At 38.5% G+C, this 16,848-nt stretch carries 21 protein-coding genes; 17 read left to right on the forward strand and 4 right to left on the reverse strand.

Annotated features, from left to right (window positions below; all coding sequences use genetic code 11):
- The 8 genes from GLV81_RS10385 to GLV81_RS10420 all read left to right on the forward strand — a co-directional run bounded on the left by GLV81_RS10385 (position 1) and on the right by GLV81_RS10420 (position 6,204).
- Entirely contained in the window at positions 1-315 is a 315-nt protein-coding gene (locus tag GLV81_RS10385) for a hypothetical protein (RefSeq protein ID WP_157478805.1), read from the forward strand.
- Entirely contained in the window at positions 312-2,906 is a 2,595-nt protein-coding gene (locus GLV81_RS10390; protein ID WP_157478806.1) for an N-6 DNA methylase, read from the forward strand. Before GLV81_RS10385 ends, GLV81_RS10390 begins: the two co-directional genes overlap by 4 nt.
- Positions 2,903-3,589, forward strand: a complete 687-nt coding sequence (locus GLV81_RS10395) for a DUF6602 domain-containing protein (protein ID WP_157478807.1) — start codon at positions 2,903-2,905, stop codon at positions 3,587-3,589. The genes GLV81_RS10390 and GLV81_RS10395 overlap by 4 nt, the downstream gene beginning before the upstream one ends.
- 297 nt (positions 3,590-3,886) lie before the next feature.
- Positions 3,887-4,321 carry a hypothetical protein gene (locus tag GLV81_RS10400; protein ID WP_157478808.1) on the forward strand — a complete coding sequence of 145 codons (435 nt, stop codon included), beginning with the start codon at positions 3,887-3,889 and terminating at the stop codon, positions 4,319-4,321.
- A gap of 1 nt (position 4,322) precedes the next feature.
- Positions 4,323-4,670 carry a hypothetical protein gene (locus tag GLV81_RS10405; RefSeq protein WP_157478809.1) on the forward strand — a complete coding sequence of 116 codons (348 nt, stop codon included), beginning with the start codon at positions 4,323-4,325 and terminating at the stop codon, positions 4,668-4,670.
- 152 nt (positions 4,671-4,822) lie between these two features.
- Positions 4,823-5,017, forward strand: coding sequence for a hypothetical protein (locus tag GLV81_RS10410; protein ID WP_157478810.1), 195 nt, complete (start codon positions 4,823-4,825; stop codon positions 5,015-5,017).
- Positions 5,017-5,463 carry a hypothetical protein gene (locus GLV81_RS10415; RefSeq protein WP_157478811.1) on the forward strand — a complete coding sequence of 149 codons (447 nt, stop codon included), beginning with the start codon at positions 5,017-5,019 and terminating at the stop codon, positions 5,461-5,463. Before GLV81_RS10410 ends, GLV81_RS10415 begins: the two co-directional genes overlap by 1 nt.
- Positions 5,464-5,682: 219 nt before the next feature.
- A complete protein-coding gene (locus GLV81_RS10420) occupies positions 5,683-6,204 on the forward strand; it encodes a hypothetical protein (protein WP_197428220.1) in 522 nt (173 codons plus the stop codon).
- Positions 6,205-6,360: 156 nt separating this feature from the next.
- Here GLV81_RS10420 and GLV81_RS10425 read toward each other — a convergent pair whose 3' ends face one another.
- Complete coding sequence (locus GLV81_RS10425) at positions 6,361-6,711, reverse strand: hypothetical protein (RefSeq protein ID WP_157478813.1); 351 nt, start codon at positions 6,709-6,711, stop codon at positions 6,361-6,363.
- Between the two features lie 155 nt (positions 6,712-6,866).
- Between GLV81_RS10425 and GLV81_RS10430 the strand changes: the two genes are divergently transcribed.
- The 6 genes from GLV81_RS10430 (at position 6,867) to lnu(I) (ending at position 13,481) form a co-directional block, all read left to right on the forward strand.
- A complete protein-coding gene (locus GLV81_RS10430; RefSeq protein WP_157478814.1) occupies positions 6,867-8,222 on the forward strand; it encodes an AcrVA2 family anti-CRISPR protein in 1,356 nt (451 codons plus the stop codon).
- A gap of 179 nt (positions 8,223-8,401) precedes the next feature.
- Complete coding sequence (locus GLV81_RS10435) at positions 8,402-9,184, forward strand: hypothetical protein (RefSeq protein WP_157477716.1); 783 nt, start codon at positions 8,402-8,404, stop codon at positions 9,182-9,184.
- A gap of 179 nt (positions 9,185-9,363) precedes the next feature.
- Complete coding sequence (locus tag GLV81_RS10440) at positions 9,364-9,888, forward strand: TPM domain-containing protein (protein WP_197428221.1); 525 nt, start codon at positions 9,364-9,366, stop codon at positions 9,886-9,888.
- A gap of 677 nt (positions 9,889-10,565) precedes the next feature.
- Positions 10,566-11,021: a hypothetical protein gene (locus GLV81_RS10445; protein ID WP_157478816.1), complete on the forward strand. Its 456-nt coding sequence runs from the start codon at positions 10,566-10,568 to the stop codon at positions 11,019-11,021.
- A gap of 298 nt (positions 11,022-11,319) precedes the next feature.
- Positions 11,320-12,360, forward strand: coding sequence for a hypothetical protein (locus tag GLV81_RS10450; protein WP_157478817.1), 1,041 nt, complete (start codon positions 11,320-11,322; stop codon positions 12,358-12,360).
- 350 nt (positions 12,361-12,710) lie between these two features.
- Positions 12,711-13,481: a lincosamide nucleotidyltransferase Lnu(I) gene (gene lnu(I), locus GLV81_RS10455; protein ID WP_157478818.1), complete on the forward strand. Its 771-nt coding sequence runs from the start codon at positions 12,711-12,713 to the stop codon at positions 13,479-13,481.
- 132 nt (positions 13,482-13,613) lie between these two features.
- Here the strand turns inward: lnu(I) and GLV81_RS10460 are convergent, their stop codons facing one another.
- Positions 13,614-14,144, reverse strand: coding sequence for an REP-associated tyrosine transposase (locus GLV81_RS10460; protein WP_157478819.1), 531 nt, complete (start codon positions 14,142-14,144; stop codon positions 13,614-13,616).
- Between GLV81_RS10460 and GLV81_RS10465 the strand changes: the two genes are divergently transcribed.
- The gene (locus tag GLV81_RS10465; RefSeq protein WP_157478820.1) at positions 14,143-14,403 is read left to right on the forward strand and encodes a hypothetical protein; all 261 of its coding nucleotides are present in this window, start codon (positions 14,143-14,145) and stop codon (positions 14,401-14,403) included. The two genes, GLV81_RS10460 and GLV81_RS10465, sit on opposite strands and share 2 nt — an antisense overlap.
- Positions 14,404-14,470: 67 nt before the next feature.
- Here the strand turns inward: GLV81_RS10465 and GLV81_RS10470 are convergent, their stop codons facing one another.
- A complete protein-coding gene (locus tag GLV81_RS10470) occupies positions 14,471-15,001 on the reverse strand; it encodes an REP-associated tyrosine transposase (RefSeq protein ID WP_157478819.1) in 531 nt (176 codons plus the stop codon).
- On the opposite strand from GLV81_RS10470, the gene GLV81_RS10475 reads away from it, so the two are divergent.
- Positions 15,000-15,260, forward strand: a complete 261-nt coding sequence (locus GLV81_RS10475; protein ID WP_157478820.1) for a hypothetical protein — start codon at positions 15,000-15,002, stop codon at positions 15,258-15,260. The genes GLV81_RS10470 and GLV81_RS10475 overlap by 2 nt on opposite strands.
- A gap of 93 nt (positions 15,261-15,353) precedes the next feature.
- On the opposite strand, the gene GLV81_RS10480 is transcribed toward GLV81_RS10475, so the two are convergent.
- A complete protein-coding gene (locus GLV81_RS10480; protein WP_157478821.1) occupies positions 15,354-15,722 on the reverse strand; it encodes a 4Fe-4S dicluster domain-containing protein in 369 nt (122 codons plus the stop codon).
- Positions 15,723-15,784: 62 nt separating this feature from the next.
- Here GLV81_RS10480 and GLV81_RS10485 point away from each other — a divergent pair, with 62 nt between their 5' ends.
- Entirely contained in the window at positions 15,785-16,795 is a 1,011-nt protein-coding gene (locus GLV81_RS10485) for an acyl-CoA reductase (protein WP_157478822.1), read from the forward strand.
- Positions 16,796-16,848 lie beyond the last annotated feature (53 nt).

Genomic DNA, 16,848 nt, shown 5'->3' on the forward strand with positions numbered 1-16,848 from the left:
ATGCTAGATAAAGACACAAAGAAGAAGATTGATGATGCAAGAGATACCTTGGTCGGTGTTTTGCCATTACCAACTGACCAAATAGAACTGATTACAATTGCCCTGATTTATAAATTTATGGACGACCAGGACGAAGAACTTCGTCAGGTAGGTTTACAAGAGAAATTTTTCACAGGAGAACTAAAAGAATTCTCTTGGCAGCAATTAATGAGCAATCAATTAAGTGCTGACCAAAGAGTGACAAAATTCATAAATGGAATTGAAGCAATTCAAAAAGCGAAACAAGTTCCAAACTTGTTTCGTGAAATCTTTTGAATGCTTTTTTAAAATTCCGTGACGGAAAAGTTTTACAACGCTTCCTAGATATTATCAATGGCTTTACATACGACCACAGTGAAGAATTAGGAAACTCATTTGAGTATCTTCTAATGACAATGGGTGCTCAAGGTGATAATGGGCAATTCAGAACGCCAAGAAACATCATTGATTTTATTGTAGAAGTTACAGACCCTCAAAAAGACGAAACAATACTAGACCCTGCTTGTGGAACAGGTGGTTTCTTAGTTTCTGCATTTAAGCATATTCTAAAGCGAAATACAGCAGGTTACGAAACTGCAAAAGTTGAATTAGAAAATTATGTAGCAGAAGGAATTCCAGTTTATTGGGGAGCAAAACTTTCAAGTTCAGAAAGAAATACAATTGAAAAAAACATCGTTGGCTATGACAATACGCCTTTAATGGTTCGTTTGGCAAGAGTAAACTTATATCTGCACCATTTCGGAAATCCTCAAATTCACGAATACAATACATTAATTACAGATACACGGTGGAAAGATAAATACGATTGTATTCTTGCTAATCCGCCATTTATGACTCCGAAGGGCGGAATTGACCCACACGATAAATTTAGAATTCCTGCAAATAGAACTGAAATTCTCTTTTCATCATACATTCTCCAACATTTAAACCCTGACGGAAAAGCAGGTTTTGTCGTTCCAGAAGGAATAGTTTTTACAACTTCCAATGATTACGTTGTTCTTCGTAACTGGTTGATATATGAGGCAGGATTGTGGGCTGTGGTATCATTGCCTGCACATATTTTTCAACCTTACTCAGGAGTAAAAACTTCAATACTTTTTATTGACAGAGAAATTGCAAGAAAACGTAAAGAAATATTACTTGTTAAAGTCGACAATGATGGTTTTTCCCTAAACACCAATCGTAATCCAATTAAAGATAATGACTTGCCTGCTGCTTTGGAATGGATGGAGCTTTGTAAGAAAGATTTGGAGCAATTTAAAAAAGAAATTGAGACAAAATCAGATAATCCGTTTGTTAGCAAACTCCGTTTGCTTCATCGTGACGAGTTTGCAAAGCTTGATAATTACAAAGCAACTTCAACAGTATTTGCATTTTGTAAAAAACAATCAGAAAAAACAGTAAAAGCTATTGAGGAAATAGAATTATCAATTAATGCAGAAAGTTTAAAGATAGTCGGGGAAAAAAATAAGTCAAAAATTCAGAAGTCAGAAGACACAATTGAAACCCTAAAGGAAAGGAAAGAAAAGTTATTGAATGAACTTCTGAAGAAGACAGGTATTTCCAAACTCTATGAAACCGAAAAGCAGCTTAAAGAATGGTTTGAAGAAACAATTAAAGAAGATGTAATTCAATATGGAGTAAATCTTATTAACACAAATAAACTCTCAAAAGATATTATTGAGCTAATTGATAATTCGAGAGATTACATTTTAAGTTTTGACAAATATGCTGCTGCTGATAAGGAAAAAGGCGTTTCACAATATGATATAGTTTCTATTGGTCAAGTTGCAGAAGTAATAGCAGGTCAATCTCCTGAAAGCGAGTTTTATAATTCCGAAGGTCAAGGGCTACCATTTTATCAGGGCAAAACAGAATTTGGAAATATGTATATAGGTGCACCTGTTCACTGGACAACTAAAACCACTAGAATAGCTTTAAAAGATGATATCTTAATTTCGGTGAGGGCTCCAGTTGGCCCCGTAAATTTTGCCACTCAGGAAATCTGTATTGGTAGAGGTTTGGCAGCAATTAGAGCTTCTGAAAAAATTTACAAAGAGTATTTATACTATTTTTTAAAAAATCAACAAGATGAAATTAAAGGTAACGGAGGTGCTGTTTTTGATAGCATAAACAAAAGTCAAATTGAACAAATACAAATCCCCTTGCCTCCTGTTGAAATACAGCAAATGGTAGTTGCTGAAATAGAACGGTATCAAAAGATTATTGACGGTTGCAATTTACTTTCAGAAAACTATGCACCAACTTTCAAAATTCAAGATACTTGGGAAGATGTAAGACTTATTGATATTGCTGATTTTGTAAGAGGCCCATTTGGCGGCTCTCTCAAAAAGGAAATATTTGTTGAAAGTGGCTACTTAGTATATGAACAAAGTCACGCAATTCAAAATGACTTTTCGATTGCAAGATATTTTATAAATGAGGAAAAGTTCCAAGAAATGAAGCGTTTTGAAGTATTACAAGATGATATTTTAATGAGTTGTTCTGGGACATTCGGAAAAGTTGCACTGGTTCCAGAAAATGCCCCGAGAGGAATAATTAATCAAGCACTTCTTAAGCTAACTCCAAAAACAGATTTAGTTCGTCCGTTGTTTTTAAAACTACTAATGGAAACTCCTCATTTTCAAATTCAACTTTCAAAGGGTGTATCAGGTGTGGCGATAAAAAATGTTGCTTCTGTTGATGAAATTAAAAGTTTTGAAATCAAACTTCCTGACCTCGAAACCCAAGACAGACTTATTGAAGAATACGAAGCAGAACAAATGACTTTGAATGGCTCAATTGCCCTTGCTAATAAAATGCAAGACGAAATAAAATTTGTAATTGATAAAGTTTGGGGCAAATGAAATTTGAAGAATATTTCCATTACACAGAAAAATTATTGAATGCCCAAAGCGATGTTGCAGAGGTAATTCAACATATGGGCATTCGTGGAAAAGTTCGTGAGTTCTTTGTTAAAGAAATTATTGAAAAGCATTTTAATAATCGTATCACAATTAGCAGAGGGGTTGTAAACCTTGACAACGAAGAAAACGAAGGACAAGTTGATTTAATTCTTACAAATGACTACGCCTTAGTTGCAGCATTTACACCCGAAGACATTGGAGTTAATGCTGATGATTGTAAAATGATTATTGAGGTAAAAACAAACGCAACAAGTGCAGACATTGAAGCTTTTAATAAACGAGCCAAGACGATAAAACAAAACTGTTTTGATACAACACCACTATGCGGAATGTTTTGCTACAAAATAGACATCTTAAAAACAACATTACTTGAAAGGTTCAGCTATGTTTACGACAAGGAATTTGAAATCTACACTGTTGACGGAAATAGAGAATTTGAATATCCACACATTGACTTTTTTGTTTGCATTGACCAGACAGAGTTTGAAGACTTCACAGGGACAAGTGAATTCTTTTTGCGTAAGGACACATCAGAACTATCAGACGGCAGTTACGACCTTTCAGAAAATTTACCAGCACTTAAAGACTTTCTAAAAATGATAAAAGGAATTTTGAAACACTAAACTGCCAACGCATTTGGTGGCACATTTGCAAAACCGCACAAGTCAACGCACAAGCCAAGTTTTGCAAAAGAGCCACCAAGCCAACGCACCACGACAGACACAAAATGAACAGACAATTAAACACGAAAGACAGAAGGGCAGCCCATAACAAGGTATTGCCAAAAGCGGGGCAGAACAGCGTCGATTGGACATTTGTGCAAGGTTCAACATTCGTTCTTCGATTGAACTTTTGTGCTAAAAATCCCCGCCTTCGGCAATACCCAAAACGTTAGTAGCCATTTTACAGACACCCTACAAGTGAAGAAACTCTTACCAATCATATTGCTTTTTACGGCTTGTACGACTAACCAAAACAAACTTGACAAAACCGCAGTCCCAAACGACACTTTGGTACGACAAAGTTCAGAAGAGAAAGACATTTCTGATCCATCAAATACTTTAAACGGCAAGATAGAAACTTTAGAGATGAGTTATATTGTTTGGGGCTGTGCTTGTGCTAATTGGGTAACACCTGATGATTTTAAAAACTACGAAGATGATAAACTTGCAGAGCATTGTATTTTTATTGAGCCGGCAAACAAAGATTTAGAACTTCCTATGTACTTTGACCCAGGAAGACACTTTATAAAAGTTACTGGACAATTTTATGTAAGACCCGACTATCCAAAAGGAACAACTAAAGGGGGAGGAACAGTTGGACAAAGCGAGAGTTTTTCGTTATACAAAGATTGATGTGTTCAAAAAGGATATTGAATATTCAGCAAAAGACGACACGACACTTAACTTATCATACAACGCAGTAGAATGTACCTGTGCGCAATGGAGTGATACAAAATCATCGGCAGATACTGTAAGAGAATATTATTTTTTAGAGCCAGCAACTGATAAACTTATCAATGCTGACAAATTGTGGCAAGGCAACAACCTTCCTTTACAAATTCAAGTAACTGGACAAATTATTTCATATGCAGGTTATCCGACTGGTTATAATCCGACCAAAGGAGACCCAAAAGCAGAAAAGGTTTTTCGTTATACAAGATTGAAAGTTATTAGAAACGGGCCGACAAAAAACGGCTACTAACACTGGGTTTTGCGTCATGGCGGCTGACGCCTAAACCCTGATCGCTGTAATTCTAATCATCTTTAAACCAGGGCTGGGCTGAGGTTCCCTGAGACCGCCACGAACGCAAAGCCCTGGCCGTTGCCTGCTATTTTAAAGAGACACACTCCACAATGACAAACGATGAAATTTTACAAGCAGTTAGACGAGTTGAAGGACTTGAAGAAATGACAGTAAACGAACGCCTTTATGTAAGCGGACTTATGAATGAGTTTGACAAATCAAAAAAACACGACAAAGTTAAAGCTGCATATATTTTAGAATTGCTAAAAGTTGACAAACCTTCTATTTACAAAATTTTGAACTAATGGAACTATCAAATAATAATGCGTTAGCCTTAATGCTTGACCTAAACCAAGATATTGAAGAATATGCAGAGGCGACAGTTAAAAATATTATTGAGGACAAAAACTTTGACTTCTTGACCTATCCGCCAAATAGTGGGTTGACAGATTTAGAAAAGCAAGAGCTCAATAAACTTGACAACAACGAACATTTAAAAAATGCTTTACGAAAAGTTATTGCCGACAATAGTGCAGGAATAGTTTTTAATATGCTTAATATAATTGACGGCACAACTGACCCTAAACTTATGTATGACGAATGGACTGGAATAAAACTTATTGACCAAGACCTTAATGAAGACGCAGATGAATTTCAAGATATGCTTCACGACAGTTTTTATGAAAGCTATTGGAAATGGAGAGAACTGCGTGGCGACAAAAATTGGAAACTTGACACATACGAGGAATAAAAACAGCAGGCAACAAGGGTTTTGCGTCAGGCGGGCTGAAGTGCAAAACTCAACAGTAGTTTTTCTGTTGAACTATAGTAATAAATTCGGCTTTTGAGCTTCGATTTCCCGCCCGAACGCAAAGCCCCAAACCGTTATAGGGCATTTTAAAACGACAACGCATTGACAGATTTTAAGACATATTACAAACAGTATTTTCAACGTGACCTTCTAAATTTCGTGGGACAAATACCTATTGATGGCAACAAACATTACGACAAGAACGAGTTTAATATACAATACTTCTTCTTGACACCGCAATACAAGTATTTAGACATAATTCCTCAGGACAGACAAGGGTTATTTGCTGTTGCACTCTATTGGACTGTTTTAGTTGACCAGACTTTTTATTCAAACTACCGACAATCATATCAGACTTTTCAAAGAAAGACTTTGTATCCAAAATTTATTGGTAACTGTACAGCACCTTCTCTAATGAGTTCGGAGTGCGGACACCACCAACACCCAAGAAGAATTTTACAGGCAATAAACGACACAGCAGACCAAGGAAACAGATTTGACTTTGAGCGTGAAATTTTCAGAAAGGACGAGAGTAACCAACCAAGACTTGTTATTGAATACTTTTCAATATTAGAACAAGCAAGAGAAGTAATGAAAGACGAGATAAAAGAATATTTTGAAAATCACCAACCAGAAATAAGCTGGACAGAATTTTGGACTAAATGCGAGCGCGAACTATGACGACAGAGAGAAAACGCCCTATAACAGCCGTTTTGCAAAAGCGGGGGTTTCGTGCTTCTATGACAGTGAAGTGCTAAATTCAAGCTTTGTGCATCTAATGAAGTTTAGTGCTGAAAATCCCCGCCTTCGCAAAGCGGCAAAACGTTGTGTGCAAGGCTACCTGACAACAACTTCATACCTTCCATTTTCTATATTTTCTAAAAACCCTGCAATAGAAATTACTTGATGACCGACCCATACTTTATCATCTGGTATTGAATATGCTGTAACCATTGCGTGTTGTCCAAGTTTATCCCAATTTTTATCTGTCATATACCGAATAACCATTCCTACCTTTATGGCACATTCAATTTCTTTCCCTTTATGTTTTTCTATCCATTCCAATGCGTGTGGTACACATTTGCCGTGTACAGGACATTCGGGGATTGCATCAAGTAACTTTTGCCTTTCTTCAAGTAGTTTTTCAGTTACTTCAAGTTCGTGTTTAAGTTTTTCTAATTCTGACATTTCGCTTTATTTTACCCGCCCTGCACACAACAATCGGTTTTATGCTATGCCGGACGGTGGTTTATAATTTAAAATTTCTAAGTGGCACAGCATAAAGCCGTACCGTTAGCGGTCAGGCTAAAAGACGACACCACAACAAAAGAACGTTAAAAAATATGAGTGACAAATACGACAAATATTTTCCAGAACGGTTTGTAAAAAACAGACCTCTATTTAACAAAGCAGTCAAGAACTTTATTAATGGCGACTTTGATAATTACGCAGACGCATATCACGATCTAAGAGCATTTATTAGACAACCAGTTGCGGAGTGGCACGAAGGGGCATATTTGCCAGACTATTTATTAGACGAGAGAGACGACATTTTATCAAGATTGCATAAGGATGATATTATTCTATCAGAAAAGCCGACAAAAGAAGAACTTAAAGCCTATGCTGAAAACCAAACAAAAAAAATGCAAACAGATGTTTGGAAAGAATGGTCGAATTGGCTTGACAAGACAAAAGGTTTAATAAAAAATCATCCAAGACTTGAAGAAGAAACAGAAACTACCAAAACGCTAATTGACTTCTATAAAGGTGGGCGTAATATTTTTAGCCTATCCCCTTTTTTAATTCATCTTCTAAATCATACAGACATTGGAAACATTAGATTTTCTGATATTAAATTACCATATAATAGCATTTACCTACATTTTGGAGCATTAACAGATATTGAGTATCCAATTGATTTGTTTGAACACAAACACGACATTGAATATCAGCTTCAAGACGATGACAAAAAATATTATTTAGACGGAGCATTTGTAACACTACTTCGTGAAAGAAGTCTTGATATAAGATTGACTTTTATAGATACAAAAGACAACTTCGACAAAAAGACACCTATAACTAAGGATTTTCGCTTTCCAACAATCAGCTTCACACTCGACTTTTCAAAATGGGATAGCGAAGAAAGTAATTTCAAAATTGATGACGAAGTAACGTTTAATCATTCAACGGTTTGCTTTTATGATATTTGGGACCCAAAAACAGAGCCAAGCGAAATTGAATTTGAGAAAATGCACACTCTCACAAAACAACCTGAAAAGTGTTACGAAAGCGAATGGGAAGAATATGTGCTATTTGACAAATCCTTGATGATTATTGTTAATGCTCTTTGTTACTTAAATTTTGTTGATGACGATATTGAAATTTCAACAACAAACGAACAGGCAACACAACTTGAAAAGGAATTATCAAAAACCAAAAAACATCAACAAAGGACAAAGATTATTGATAAACTAAAAAAGTTTTCATATTCCAAAATTCACTTTTGCGGAAACAAAATAGAAAGAGAATTTAAAATAACCGATACAGGAATTGAAGTTGAACCTCATTGGAGACGTGGACATTGGAGAAATCAACCATTTGGCACAGGGTTGACAAGTAGAAAACTAATTTGGATTAAGCCGACAATAGTTAGAAAAGATAAAGGAGACCCTAATATCGGACATATATATGAAGTGTAGAAACGTCAAAAAAGAAGCCCGAACCGCTAACATCGGTTTTGCAAAATGGCGGGTTAAGTGCTTCTATGACAGTTTAGTGCAAGGTTCAAGTTCAGTTTTTCAATTGAACATTTGTGCTGAAAATCCGCCACTTCGCAAAGCCGAGAACCGTTAGTAGCCATTTTACAGACACCCTACAAGTGAAGAAACTCTTACCAATCATATTGCTTTTTACGGCTTGTACGACTAACCAAAACAAACTTGACAAAACCGCAGTCCCAAACGACACTTTGGTACGACAAAGTTCAGAAGAGAAAGACATTTCTGATCCATCAAATACTTTAAACGGCAAGATAGAAACTTTAGAGATGAGTTATATTGTTTGGGGCTGTGCTTGTGCTAATTGGGTAACACCTGATGATTTTAAAAACTACGAAGATGATAAACTTGCAGAGCATTGTATTTTTATTGAGCCGGCAAACAAAGATTTAGAACTTCCTATGTACTTTGACCCAGGAAGACACTTTATAAAAGTTACTGGACAATTTTATGTAAGACCCGACTATCCAAAAGGAACAACTAAAGGGGAGGAACAGTTGGACAAAGCGAGAGTTTTTCGTTATACAAAGATTGATGTGTTCAAAAAGGATATTGAATATTCAGCAAAAGACGACACGACACTTAACTTATCATACAACGCAGTAGAATGTACCTGTGCGCAATGGAGTGATACAAAATCATCGGCAGATACTGTAAGAGAATATTATTTTTTAGAGCCAGCAACTGATAAACTTATCAATGCTGACAAATTGTGGCAAGGCAACAACCTTCCTTTACAAATTCAAGTAACTGGACAAATTATTTCATATGCAGGTTATCCGACTGGTTATAATCCGACCAAAGGAGACCCAAAAGCAGAAAAGGTTTTTCGTTATACAAGATTGAAAGTTATTAGAAACGGGCCGACAAAAAACGGCTACTAACACTGGGTTTTGCGTCATGGCGGCTGACGCCTAAACCCTGATCGCTGTAATTCTAATCATCTTTAAACCAGGGCTGGGCTGAGGTTCCCTGAGACCGCCACGAACGCAAAGCCCTGGCCGTTACATGCCATTTTAAAATGACACCTCTTAAATATCTAAGCATTCTGACATTTTTCACCTTGACAGTTACAACAACTGCATCATGCCAAGTTCAAAAGGACAAGGACAAGAATACAACTATTGACAAGCCTAAAACATTTCGACAATTATTTTGGGACAGCTTGCCAAAGCCCATTGGATATGTAAACGACTATGAGAATATTTACAGTGACAGAGAAGAAGAAATTCTTGACAGTTTAATTAAGGTATTTGAAAACAAAACGACAATACAAATTGCCGTTATCACTATTGACACTTCAATGACGACAAAAGACAGCCTTGATGCATTGACTTTACATTTCGGAAACACATGGGGTGTTGGCCAAAAAGGTAAAAATAATGGGGTGACAATTGGTATTTCACGAGGCTACAGACGAATGAGAATTCAAAATGGTTATGGAATTGAAAAAATACTGACTGACGAGGAAACCAAACAAATAATTGACACAGTATTTATTCCCAGTTTCCGTGACGCAAAATATTTTGATGGAACATTTCATGGGATTGTTGAATTAATGAATATTTTAGGTCAACGCTACAAATGACATGATAAAAACGGCATGTAACATTGCATTTCTGTTATGTCGGCGGACTGATAACGCCGCTTCAACTGTGTGCTACTATCAGCTTCTGCTTCAGCCCGACGTTATCAATTGAGCAATGGAATAAACAATGAACTTTTGTATTTTACATCAGCATTTGTACCAGGCAGACGGATTTCAAATTCCGCCACAAACACAAATGCTTTAACGTTGCGCCGCAATGGCTTACTCCGTTTGCCGGAAAATCGGGGGTGTATTTCAGCTGATTTACGGGAGGCAAAATGGGGCAATGGATTTTGCCGGTTAAGCTGCGCAAATGAGATTTGCTGAAAACCGGCGTTTTCGAAGCGAATCGCTTCAGCAGCTTAGGCGAAGCTAAAGGCTGGCATTGACATTGTCAATACCTGAGCCGGTGGCTTCGGTAAATCCCGTAGAAATACGGTAGCTCCCTCCCCCGATCCCGTTGGTCGACTTCGCCAATCAGCCATTGGCACAAATAGCCCGACGGGTATTTTCCTGGCAGTACGGTTGGCCACTGCAGGCAACTGCGGTTTTGCAACATTCGCCAGCAGCCTTATCTTCATACAGCACCACATCCTGCGAACGTCGCAAAGCCGCGGGACGTTGGGCGTAATTTGCAACCATCCAATTAGCGACACAGGAACAAACAATTCTACAGCATGACCCTCTGGGACGATTTAATGCAAAACTTTTGGAAAGATGGTACAAGAGAGTGGCACAAAGGCAAAATTATTTCATCAATTGTTGTGGTCTTAGCATTGATTGTTTTTGCTTTTTATAATAGTAGACGTTTAAAAGCAAATGCCGCAGACAGAAAAGCAAATCTCAAATACACAATTGGAGTGACAGGCAAAACACATCACAATATCAAAAGCTCCCAGCCGACTGTTGAATTTACTTATAATGTAGGTATGACTGAATATTCTGGAAACGAAATGATTGCAGCCCAATTTGAAAAATCTGTCGTTGCTAACGGCGGAAGATATTATGTTGAATTTTCCTCTAAAAATCCAAATAACAGTAAGCTGCTGTTGGACTACCCTGTGCCAGACACGGTCACGAATACACAGGAAGAAGGTTGGACTTATATGCCAGGCTACAACAACAAACGTTAAACTACGCCTAACAGCAGTTTTGCAATAGGCTGGCAGACGGAAGAGCAATCGGCAACAAATCTTTATTCGCCGGCAGTTATCGGCTGGACATTCATTATTCGACTTTAGTTCTTATTTTCATCATTAGTAATTCTAATCAGCTATTGTATCGGCAGACGAAACACAGAAGTCCAGCCCATCGCAAAGCTGTCGGACGTTGCCTGCAACCTTATTGGACACCCTACAAATATTGACAGATAAATTGAAAATTAGAATTCTAATAATCTTACTACTAACTGGACAATTTTGCAAAGCAAATATGTCATCACCAATTTGGGAAGGCACAATGACAAGTTCTGCTTTTACAAGCAAGGACATAAATATTCTTTCAGAAAACATCCAAATTAAAATTGACAAAGATTTTAAGACCGCCAAGTTTATAGTTGAATACACAATCCAAAGCGATTTGACAGGCAGACAAATTCCTTTATTATTTTATGCTCAAGATTACAAAGACAGTTTTTTTGTTTGGGTAGATAATCAAAGAGTTAACATTCAAAATATTCCAGAAAAATATACTCATTTTAACAACTCGCCTTTTTCAGGATTTAGCGGTTTGAAAGATGATGATAACAGAAAAAATGAAAGAGATGAAGTGACAATTTACTGGTGGGAAAATTCTGGATTTGTTTACAAATTAAATGACCTTAAATACTTTGAAACTGACATTGCTAAAGGAATTCATAAGGTAAGAGTAGAATATACAGCCAATGTTTGGACAGACATTTCTGGATGGATAAAGGAATACAGTTTTCGCTATTCATTGACACCTGCTAAATTTTGGAAATCCTTTGGAGTATTAAATATCAGCGTTGAACAAAACGGTTCAGTAAGACAGCTTTCAACAAATATTGGACAACCAGTTGAAAAAGCATTTCAGGCGAAGAGTAGTTGGACATTTAGTAAACTGCCTGACGAGTACCTTGAATTCTCTTACACCCCAAAAGCAAACAACCTTGCAAAAGCTTTAATAACTATTCAACCGTTTGGACTTTCAATAATTGCAGGCATACTATTGTTTGCTTTGCATTGTTTCTTTGTTCTTAAGTATCGCAGACAGTTTATTAATAAGAAATATTCCCCTGTAGTCATTTTAGGAAGTTTAGTAATTCCTTTTTTAATTTTATTGAGTTATATATATTCATACGAATTAATAGACAATGTAATTGGCGAAAATGCAGGCAGACATCACGGTTATGTATTTTTAGTGATTGTGTTTTATCCAATTCTTCTACCAATTTATTGGACAATTGTATGGTTACTTGACAGAAAACAAAAAAGAAAAATGGTGACAGCGTAAGATAAGAAAGGCAGCAGGCAACAAAAGGTTTGCCGCAAGGCTGGCGGACGGAATAACAATCATCAGTTGTACTACTATCAGCTAATATCGGGCTTGACCGAATTCTATTTGACTTTTAGTTGTTAACTTCAGCATCAGTTTTTTAATCGGCTTTAGTTGCCGGGCGGACACAGCAACAATCCCAGCCCTGCGGCAAGCCTCGAACGTTGGCGGTAATTTGAAGAAACAATTAACAACGAAAAACATTCAAGAAAATGAAGCTATAAGTAACTGTAAGATAGAATAAGAATTGAAATATCCTTTAATACGCAAAGTAGAAAGGGCGATTGTTAATATTAAAAAATTAGAAAATGACACAGTTACAAATGATTGACAAAACAAAGTCAATAGCTCAAAATGATAAAAATATTTCTGCCGTATTTATGTACGGGTCATTTACCAAAAATGAAGGGGACAAATATTCAGATATTGAATTCTACATCTTCTTGAAGGATAAAGAAAAATTTTCCGCTGAAAATTGGGTAAGCCAAATTCATCCTTTGGCATTATATTTTACCAACGAGTATGGAAGTGAAGTTGCCATTTTTGAAAATATGATAAGGGGGGAGTTTCATTTTTTGACAAACGACCAAATGGAAGTTATCAAATCGTGGGACGGTTTGGTAGAGTTTAGCGACTTTGACAAGATGATTTTAGTAGATAAAGAAGATTTATTGACTAACACGCTCAAAGAAATAAAAACTAAAGTACCTGATCGAACAACAAATGAAAATATCCTGTGGTTGAGCCAATCATTGTTGAATGTTTTACTTACAACAAGCAACTTAATTAAACGACAGGAATTTGCTCACGCTTACCAAAGCTTATCAAATGTTCAAAAATATTTACTTTGGTTAATAAGAATTGAAACATACCAAACCAAACATTGGGAAAGTCCAACAAAAAGCTTGGAAAAAGACATAGACCCAGATTGGTATTCGTTATTTCAGGAGACAACATCAGAATTAGATCCGACAGATATTAAAACAGCTTTCAAGAAGACATTAACATTGACTGAAAAACTTTTTGATAATCTTGGAGTTGAAGCAAAATTAAAGGGGGTATTAAGGAGAATTGAATAAAAAAAACTACCGCCAACATTGTATAAGCGTAATGCGGGCTGAACTGCTAAATTTGAGCATTTTTGCTCCTAAGAAACTTCCCGCTCTTCGGGATTTGCAATCCCGAAGCCGTATCGGCGGATTTTTAATCCGCTACGCTAACCCAAATATGGGCAGCCTCCCTTTTCTTATGCCTGCATAATCAGCAGCACTGCTTTGTAAATAATCTGTTGCTTTATCTACTATCCCAGCCCTTACAGGATTTTGGTGCAGGTAATTCAGTTTCGATAAAAAGAAAGGCTCACTGTAAACAGCTTCGCCATGGTAGCCTTCTTCCCAAAACCATACATGCCCATTGTACTGCAACAGCTGCAATAGCCACTCCCTTCTACTTTCCCGCTCATTGGCTGCAATGGCAGCTACTATTTTTTTGGCGGTAAACTTTTTGTGATCTCTAATGATGTCACTCAAATTATTTTGCGTAGCTCTCGCCATCAAGTGCACATGATTGGTCATGACCACCCAACCGTATATCAGCAACCCTTTCTCTTGCTGGCAATGAAGAAGACTGTCGAGATAAATAGCTGCATATTGCTGTCGGGTAAATACATCAACCCACTGATGCACCGTGAAAGTGAGGAAGTGCAGTGCTCCCTGATCTTTGATATCATAAGCAAATGGCATGCTTGAAGATAACATTGAAATGTTCGGGATTACAAATCCCGAACGGCAAAGTGTGTGGTGGATGGCAAATCCAACGCAGCATGTATCAGCACATTATTTCTTCAAAGCGGCAGTAATATGTTCGGGATTGCAAATACCGAACAGCGAAAGCTTGTTGCTTCGTTTCTCAGCATGCCTTTACCTGCCAACCTACCAACATTCCAACCAACCAACCCACCAACACAAAAAAGCTGAAGGCGGAAACCTTCAGCTTCATTGACGGAACATATCACCCCCGCTCTTCGGGATTTGCAATCCCGAAGCCGTATCGGCGGATTTTTAATCCGCTACGCTAACCCAAATATGGGCAGCCTCCCTTTTCTTATGCCTGCATAATCAGCCGCACTGCTTTGTAAATAATCTGTTGCTTTATCTACTATCCCAGCCCTTACAGGATTTTGGTGCAGGTAATTCAGTTTCGATAAAAAGAAAGGCTCACTGTAAACAGCTTCGCCATGGTAGCCTTCTTCCCAAAACCATACATGCCCATTGTACTGCAACAGCTGCAATAGCCACTCCCTTCTACTTTCCCGCTCATTGGCTGCAATGGCAGCTACTATTTTTTTGGCGGTAAACTTTTTGTGATCTCTAATGATGTCACTCAAATTATTTTGCGTAGCTCTCGCCATCAAGTGCACATGATTGGTCATGACCACCCAACCGTATATCAGCAACCCTTTCTCTTGCTGGCAATGAAGAAGACTGTCGAGATAAATAGCTGCATATTGCTGTCGGGTAAATACATCAACCCACTGATGCACCGTAAAAGTGAGGAAGTGCAGTGCTCCCTGATCTTTGATATCATAAGCAAATGGCATGCTTGAAGATAACATTGAAATGTTCGGGATTACAAATCCCGAACGGCAAAGTGTGTGGTGGATGGCAAATCCAACGCAGCATGTATCAGCACATTATTTCTTCAAAGCGGCAGTAATATGTTCGGGATTGCAAATCCCGAACAGCGAAAGCTTGTTGCTTCGTTTCTCAGCATGCCTTTACCTGCCAACTTACCAACATTCCAACCAACCAACCCACCAACACAAAAAAGCTGAAGGCGGAAACCTTCAGCTTCATTGACGGAACATATCACCCGCCGATGTACAGGGTGTTACCCCTTCTTTTGATGTACTAAAGTTACTACCGCTCCGGGTGTAACCACAAGTATTTGCATCAAATTATTTTTGCAACAGGCTTAGCTGTGCAAACGTTCTTTTTCGCCATCAGTTCGTCTACTGCTTCTACGTAAGCCTCGTCGGGTACGCAGCAGTCTACAGGGCATACAGCGGCACACTGGGGCTCTTCGTGAAAGCCCTGGCATTCGGTGCATTTGTTAGGAACAATGTAATAGGTATCGGTGCTCAGTGGCTCATTCTTTTGGTTGGCATCCATGCTGCTGCCATCTAACAGGGTAAATGAACCGCTTACAGTGGTACCATCGGCCAGTGCCCATTCTACACCGCCTTCGTAAATCGCATTGTTCGGACATTCAGGTTCGCAGGCACCACAGTTGATGCACTCTTCGGTTATTTTAATTGCCATAACGTGAACTGTTTAGTTTCGTTTCAAATTAGTTTTGTCCCTTCAAAAATAACAACCAATCCGTGAATCTACATCAACGCATAGAAATACTTGTAAAGCTGGGTGAATATCTTTTATCGGACGACGCAGCATGGCAGGAAACCAAGACAAAAGCCGGTATTCAAAACGGCTGGTTTGTACCCCAATTTGTGGATGCTGCAGCTGCAGGAATTGCCCACGGATTTTTGCAGCCCGATGCGCTGAAAGCCTTTGCCCATCAGTATTTGCCGCAAGGCATCACCTATGCTCCACAGCGGCTGGGCATTGTGATGGCAGGCAATATTCCCATGGTGGGTTTTCATGATATGATGTGTGGTATTTTGGCCGGTCATCAGCTGGTATTGAAGCCTTCTTCGAAGGATGAAATACTGATGAAACACATCGTTGCCACCCTGCAGCAATGGGCGCCTGATTTTTGTCATGAAATTATTTTTGCAGAACAATTAAAGGGCTGCGATGCCTACATTGCCACGGGCAGCAACAACAGCAGCCGCTACTTCGATTATTATTTCCGCAACTATCCCAGCATCATCCGGCGCAACCGCACTTCGGTAGCAGTGCTCGATGCCAGCGAAGACGCCGCCACCCTCGAACGACTGGCCGATGACATGCTGCTGTACTTTGGCCTCGGTTGCCGCAACGTGTCGAAGCTGTACGTGCCCCGCAACTATGATTTTGTGCCGCTGCTACGAGCCCTCGATAAATACAGCTGGATGGCCGATCATTTCAAGTTTAAAAACAACTACGATTACAACCTAAGCCTGCTACTACTCAACAACAAGTTTTACATGACCAACGGCACGGTATTGCTCACGGAAAACGAAGGTCTCTTCTCTCCCATCAGTCAGGTGCATTACAGTTTTTACGACAGTATTGATGAAGCCGCCCTTCTGCAAGAACAGGCCGACAACCTGCAATGCCTGTGCAGCAAGCAGCACATTCCTTTTGGCAAGGCACAGCAGCCGGGCCTCAGCGATTTTGCCGACGGTGTAGATACCATGCAGTTTCTGACAACATTGCCGCAACAACAGTAAGCCCTGCTGTGCAATTGTCAGCCGGCCGCTGTCAAATCATCAGCCACAACCAA

Source organism: Phnomibacter ginsenosidimutans, assembly GCF_009740285.1.
GTDB classification, from domain to species: domain Bacteria; phylum Bacteroidota; class Bacteroidia; order Chitinophagales; family Chitinophagaceae; genus Phnomibacter; species Phnomibacter ginsenosidimutans.

Excerpts from the sequence above, each read along its gene's own strand:
- GLV81_RS10385 (WP_157478805.1), top strand. The coding sequence starts at position 1 with ATGCTAGATAAAGACACAAAGAAGAAGATTGATGATGCAAGAGATACC.
- GLV81_RS10395 (WP_157478807.1), top strand. The coding sequence starts at position 2,903 with ATGAAATTTGAAGAATATTTCCATTACACAGAAAAATTATTGAATGCC.
- GLV81_RS10410 (WP_157478810.1), top strand. The coding sequence starts at position 4,823 with ATGACAAACGATGAAATTTTACAAGCAGTTAGACGAGTTGAAGGACTT.
- GLV81_RS10415 (WP_157478811.1), top strand. The coding sequence starts at position 5,017 with ATGGAACTATCAAATAATAATGCGTTAGCCTTAATGCTTGACCTAAAC.
- GLV81_RS10425 (WP_157478813.1), bottom strand. The coding sequence starts at position 6,711 with ATGTCAGAATTAGAAAAACTTAAACACGAACTTGAAGTAACTGAAAAA.
- GLV81_RS10430 (WP_157478814.1), top strand. The coding sequence starts at position 6,867 with ATGAGTGACAAATACGACAAATATTTTCCAGAACGGTTTGTAAAAAAC.
- GLV81_RS10445 (WP_157478816.1), top strand. The coding sequence starts at position 10,566 with ATGACCCTCTGGGACGATTTAATGCAAAACTTTTGGAAAGATGGTACA.
- GLV81_RS10450 (WP_157478817.1), top strand. The coding sequence starts at position 11,320 with ATGTCATCACCAATTTGGGAAGGCACAATGACAAGTTCTGCTTTTACA.
- GLV81_RS10465 (WP_157478820.1), top strand. The coding sequence starts at position 14,143 with ATGCTTGAAGATAACATTGAAATGTTCGGGATTACAAATCCCGAACGG.
- GLV81_RS10460 (WP_157478819.1), bottom strand. The coding sequence starts at position 14,144 with ATGCCATTTGCTTATGATATCAAAGATCAGGGAGCACTGCACTTCCTC.
- GLV81_RS10475 (WP_157478820.1), top strand. The coding sequence starts at position 15,000 with ATGCTTGAAGATAACATTGAAATGTTCGGGATTACAAATCCCGAACGG.
- GLV81_RS10470 (WP_157478819.1), bottom strand. The coding sequence starts at position 15,001 with ATGCCATTTGCTTATGATATCAAAGATCAGGGAGCACTGCACTTCCTC.
- GLV81_RS10480 (WP_157478821.1), bottom strand. The coding sequence starts at position 15,722 with ATGGCAATTAAAATAACCGAAGAGTGCATCAACTGTGGTGCCTGCGAA.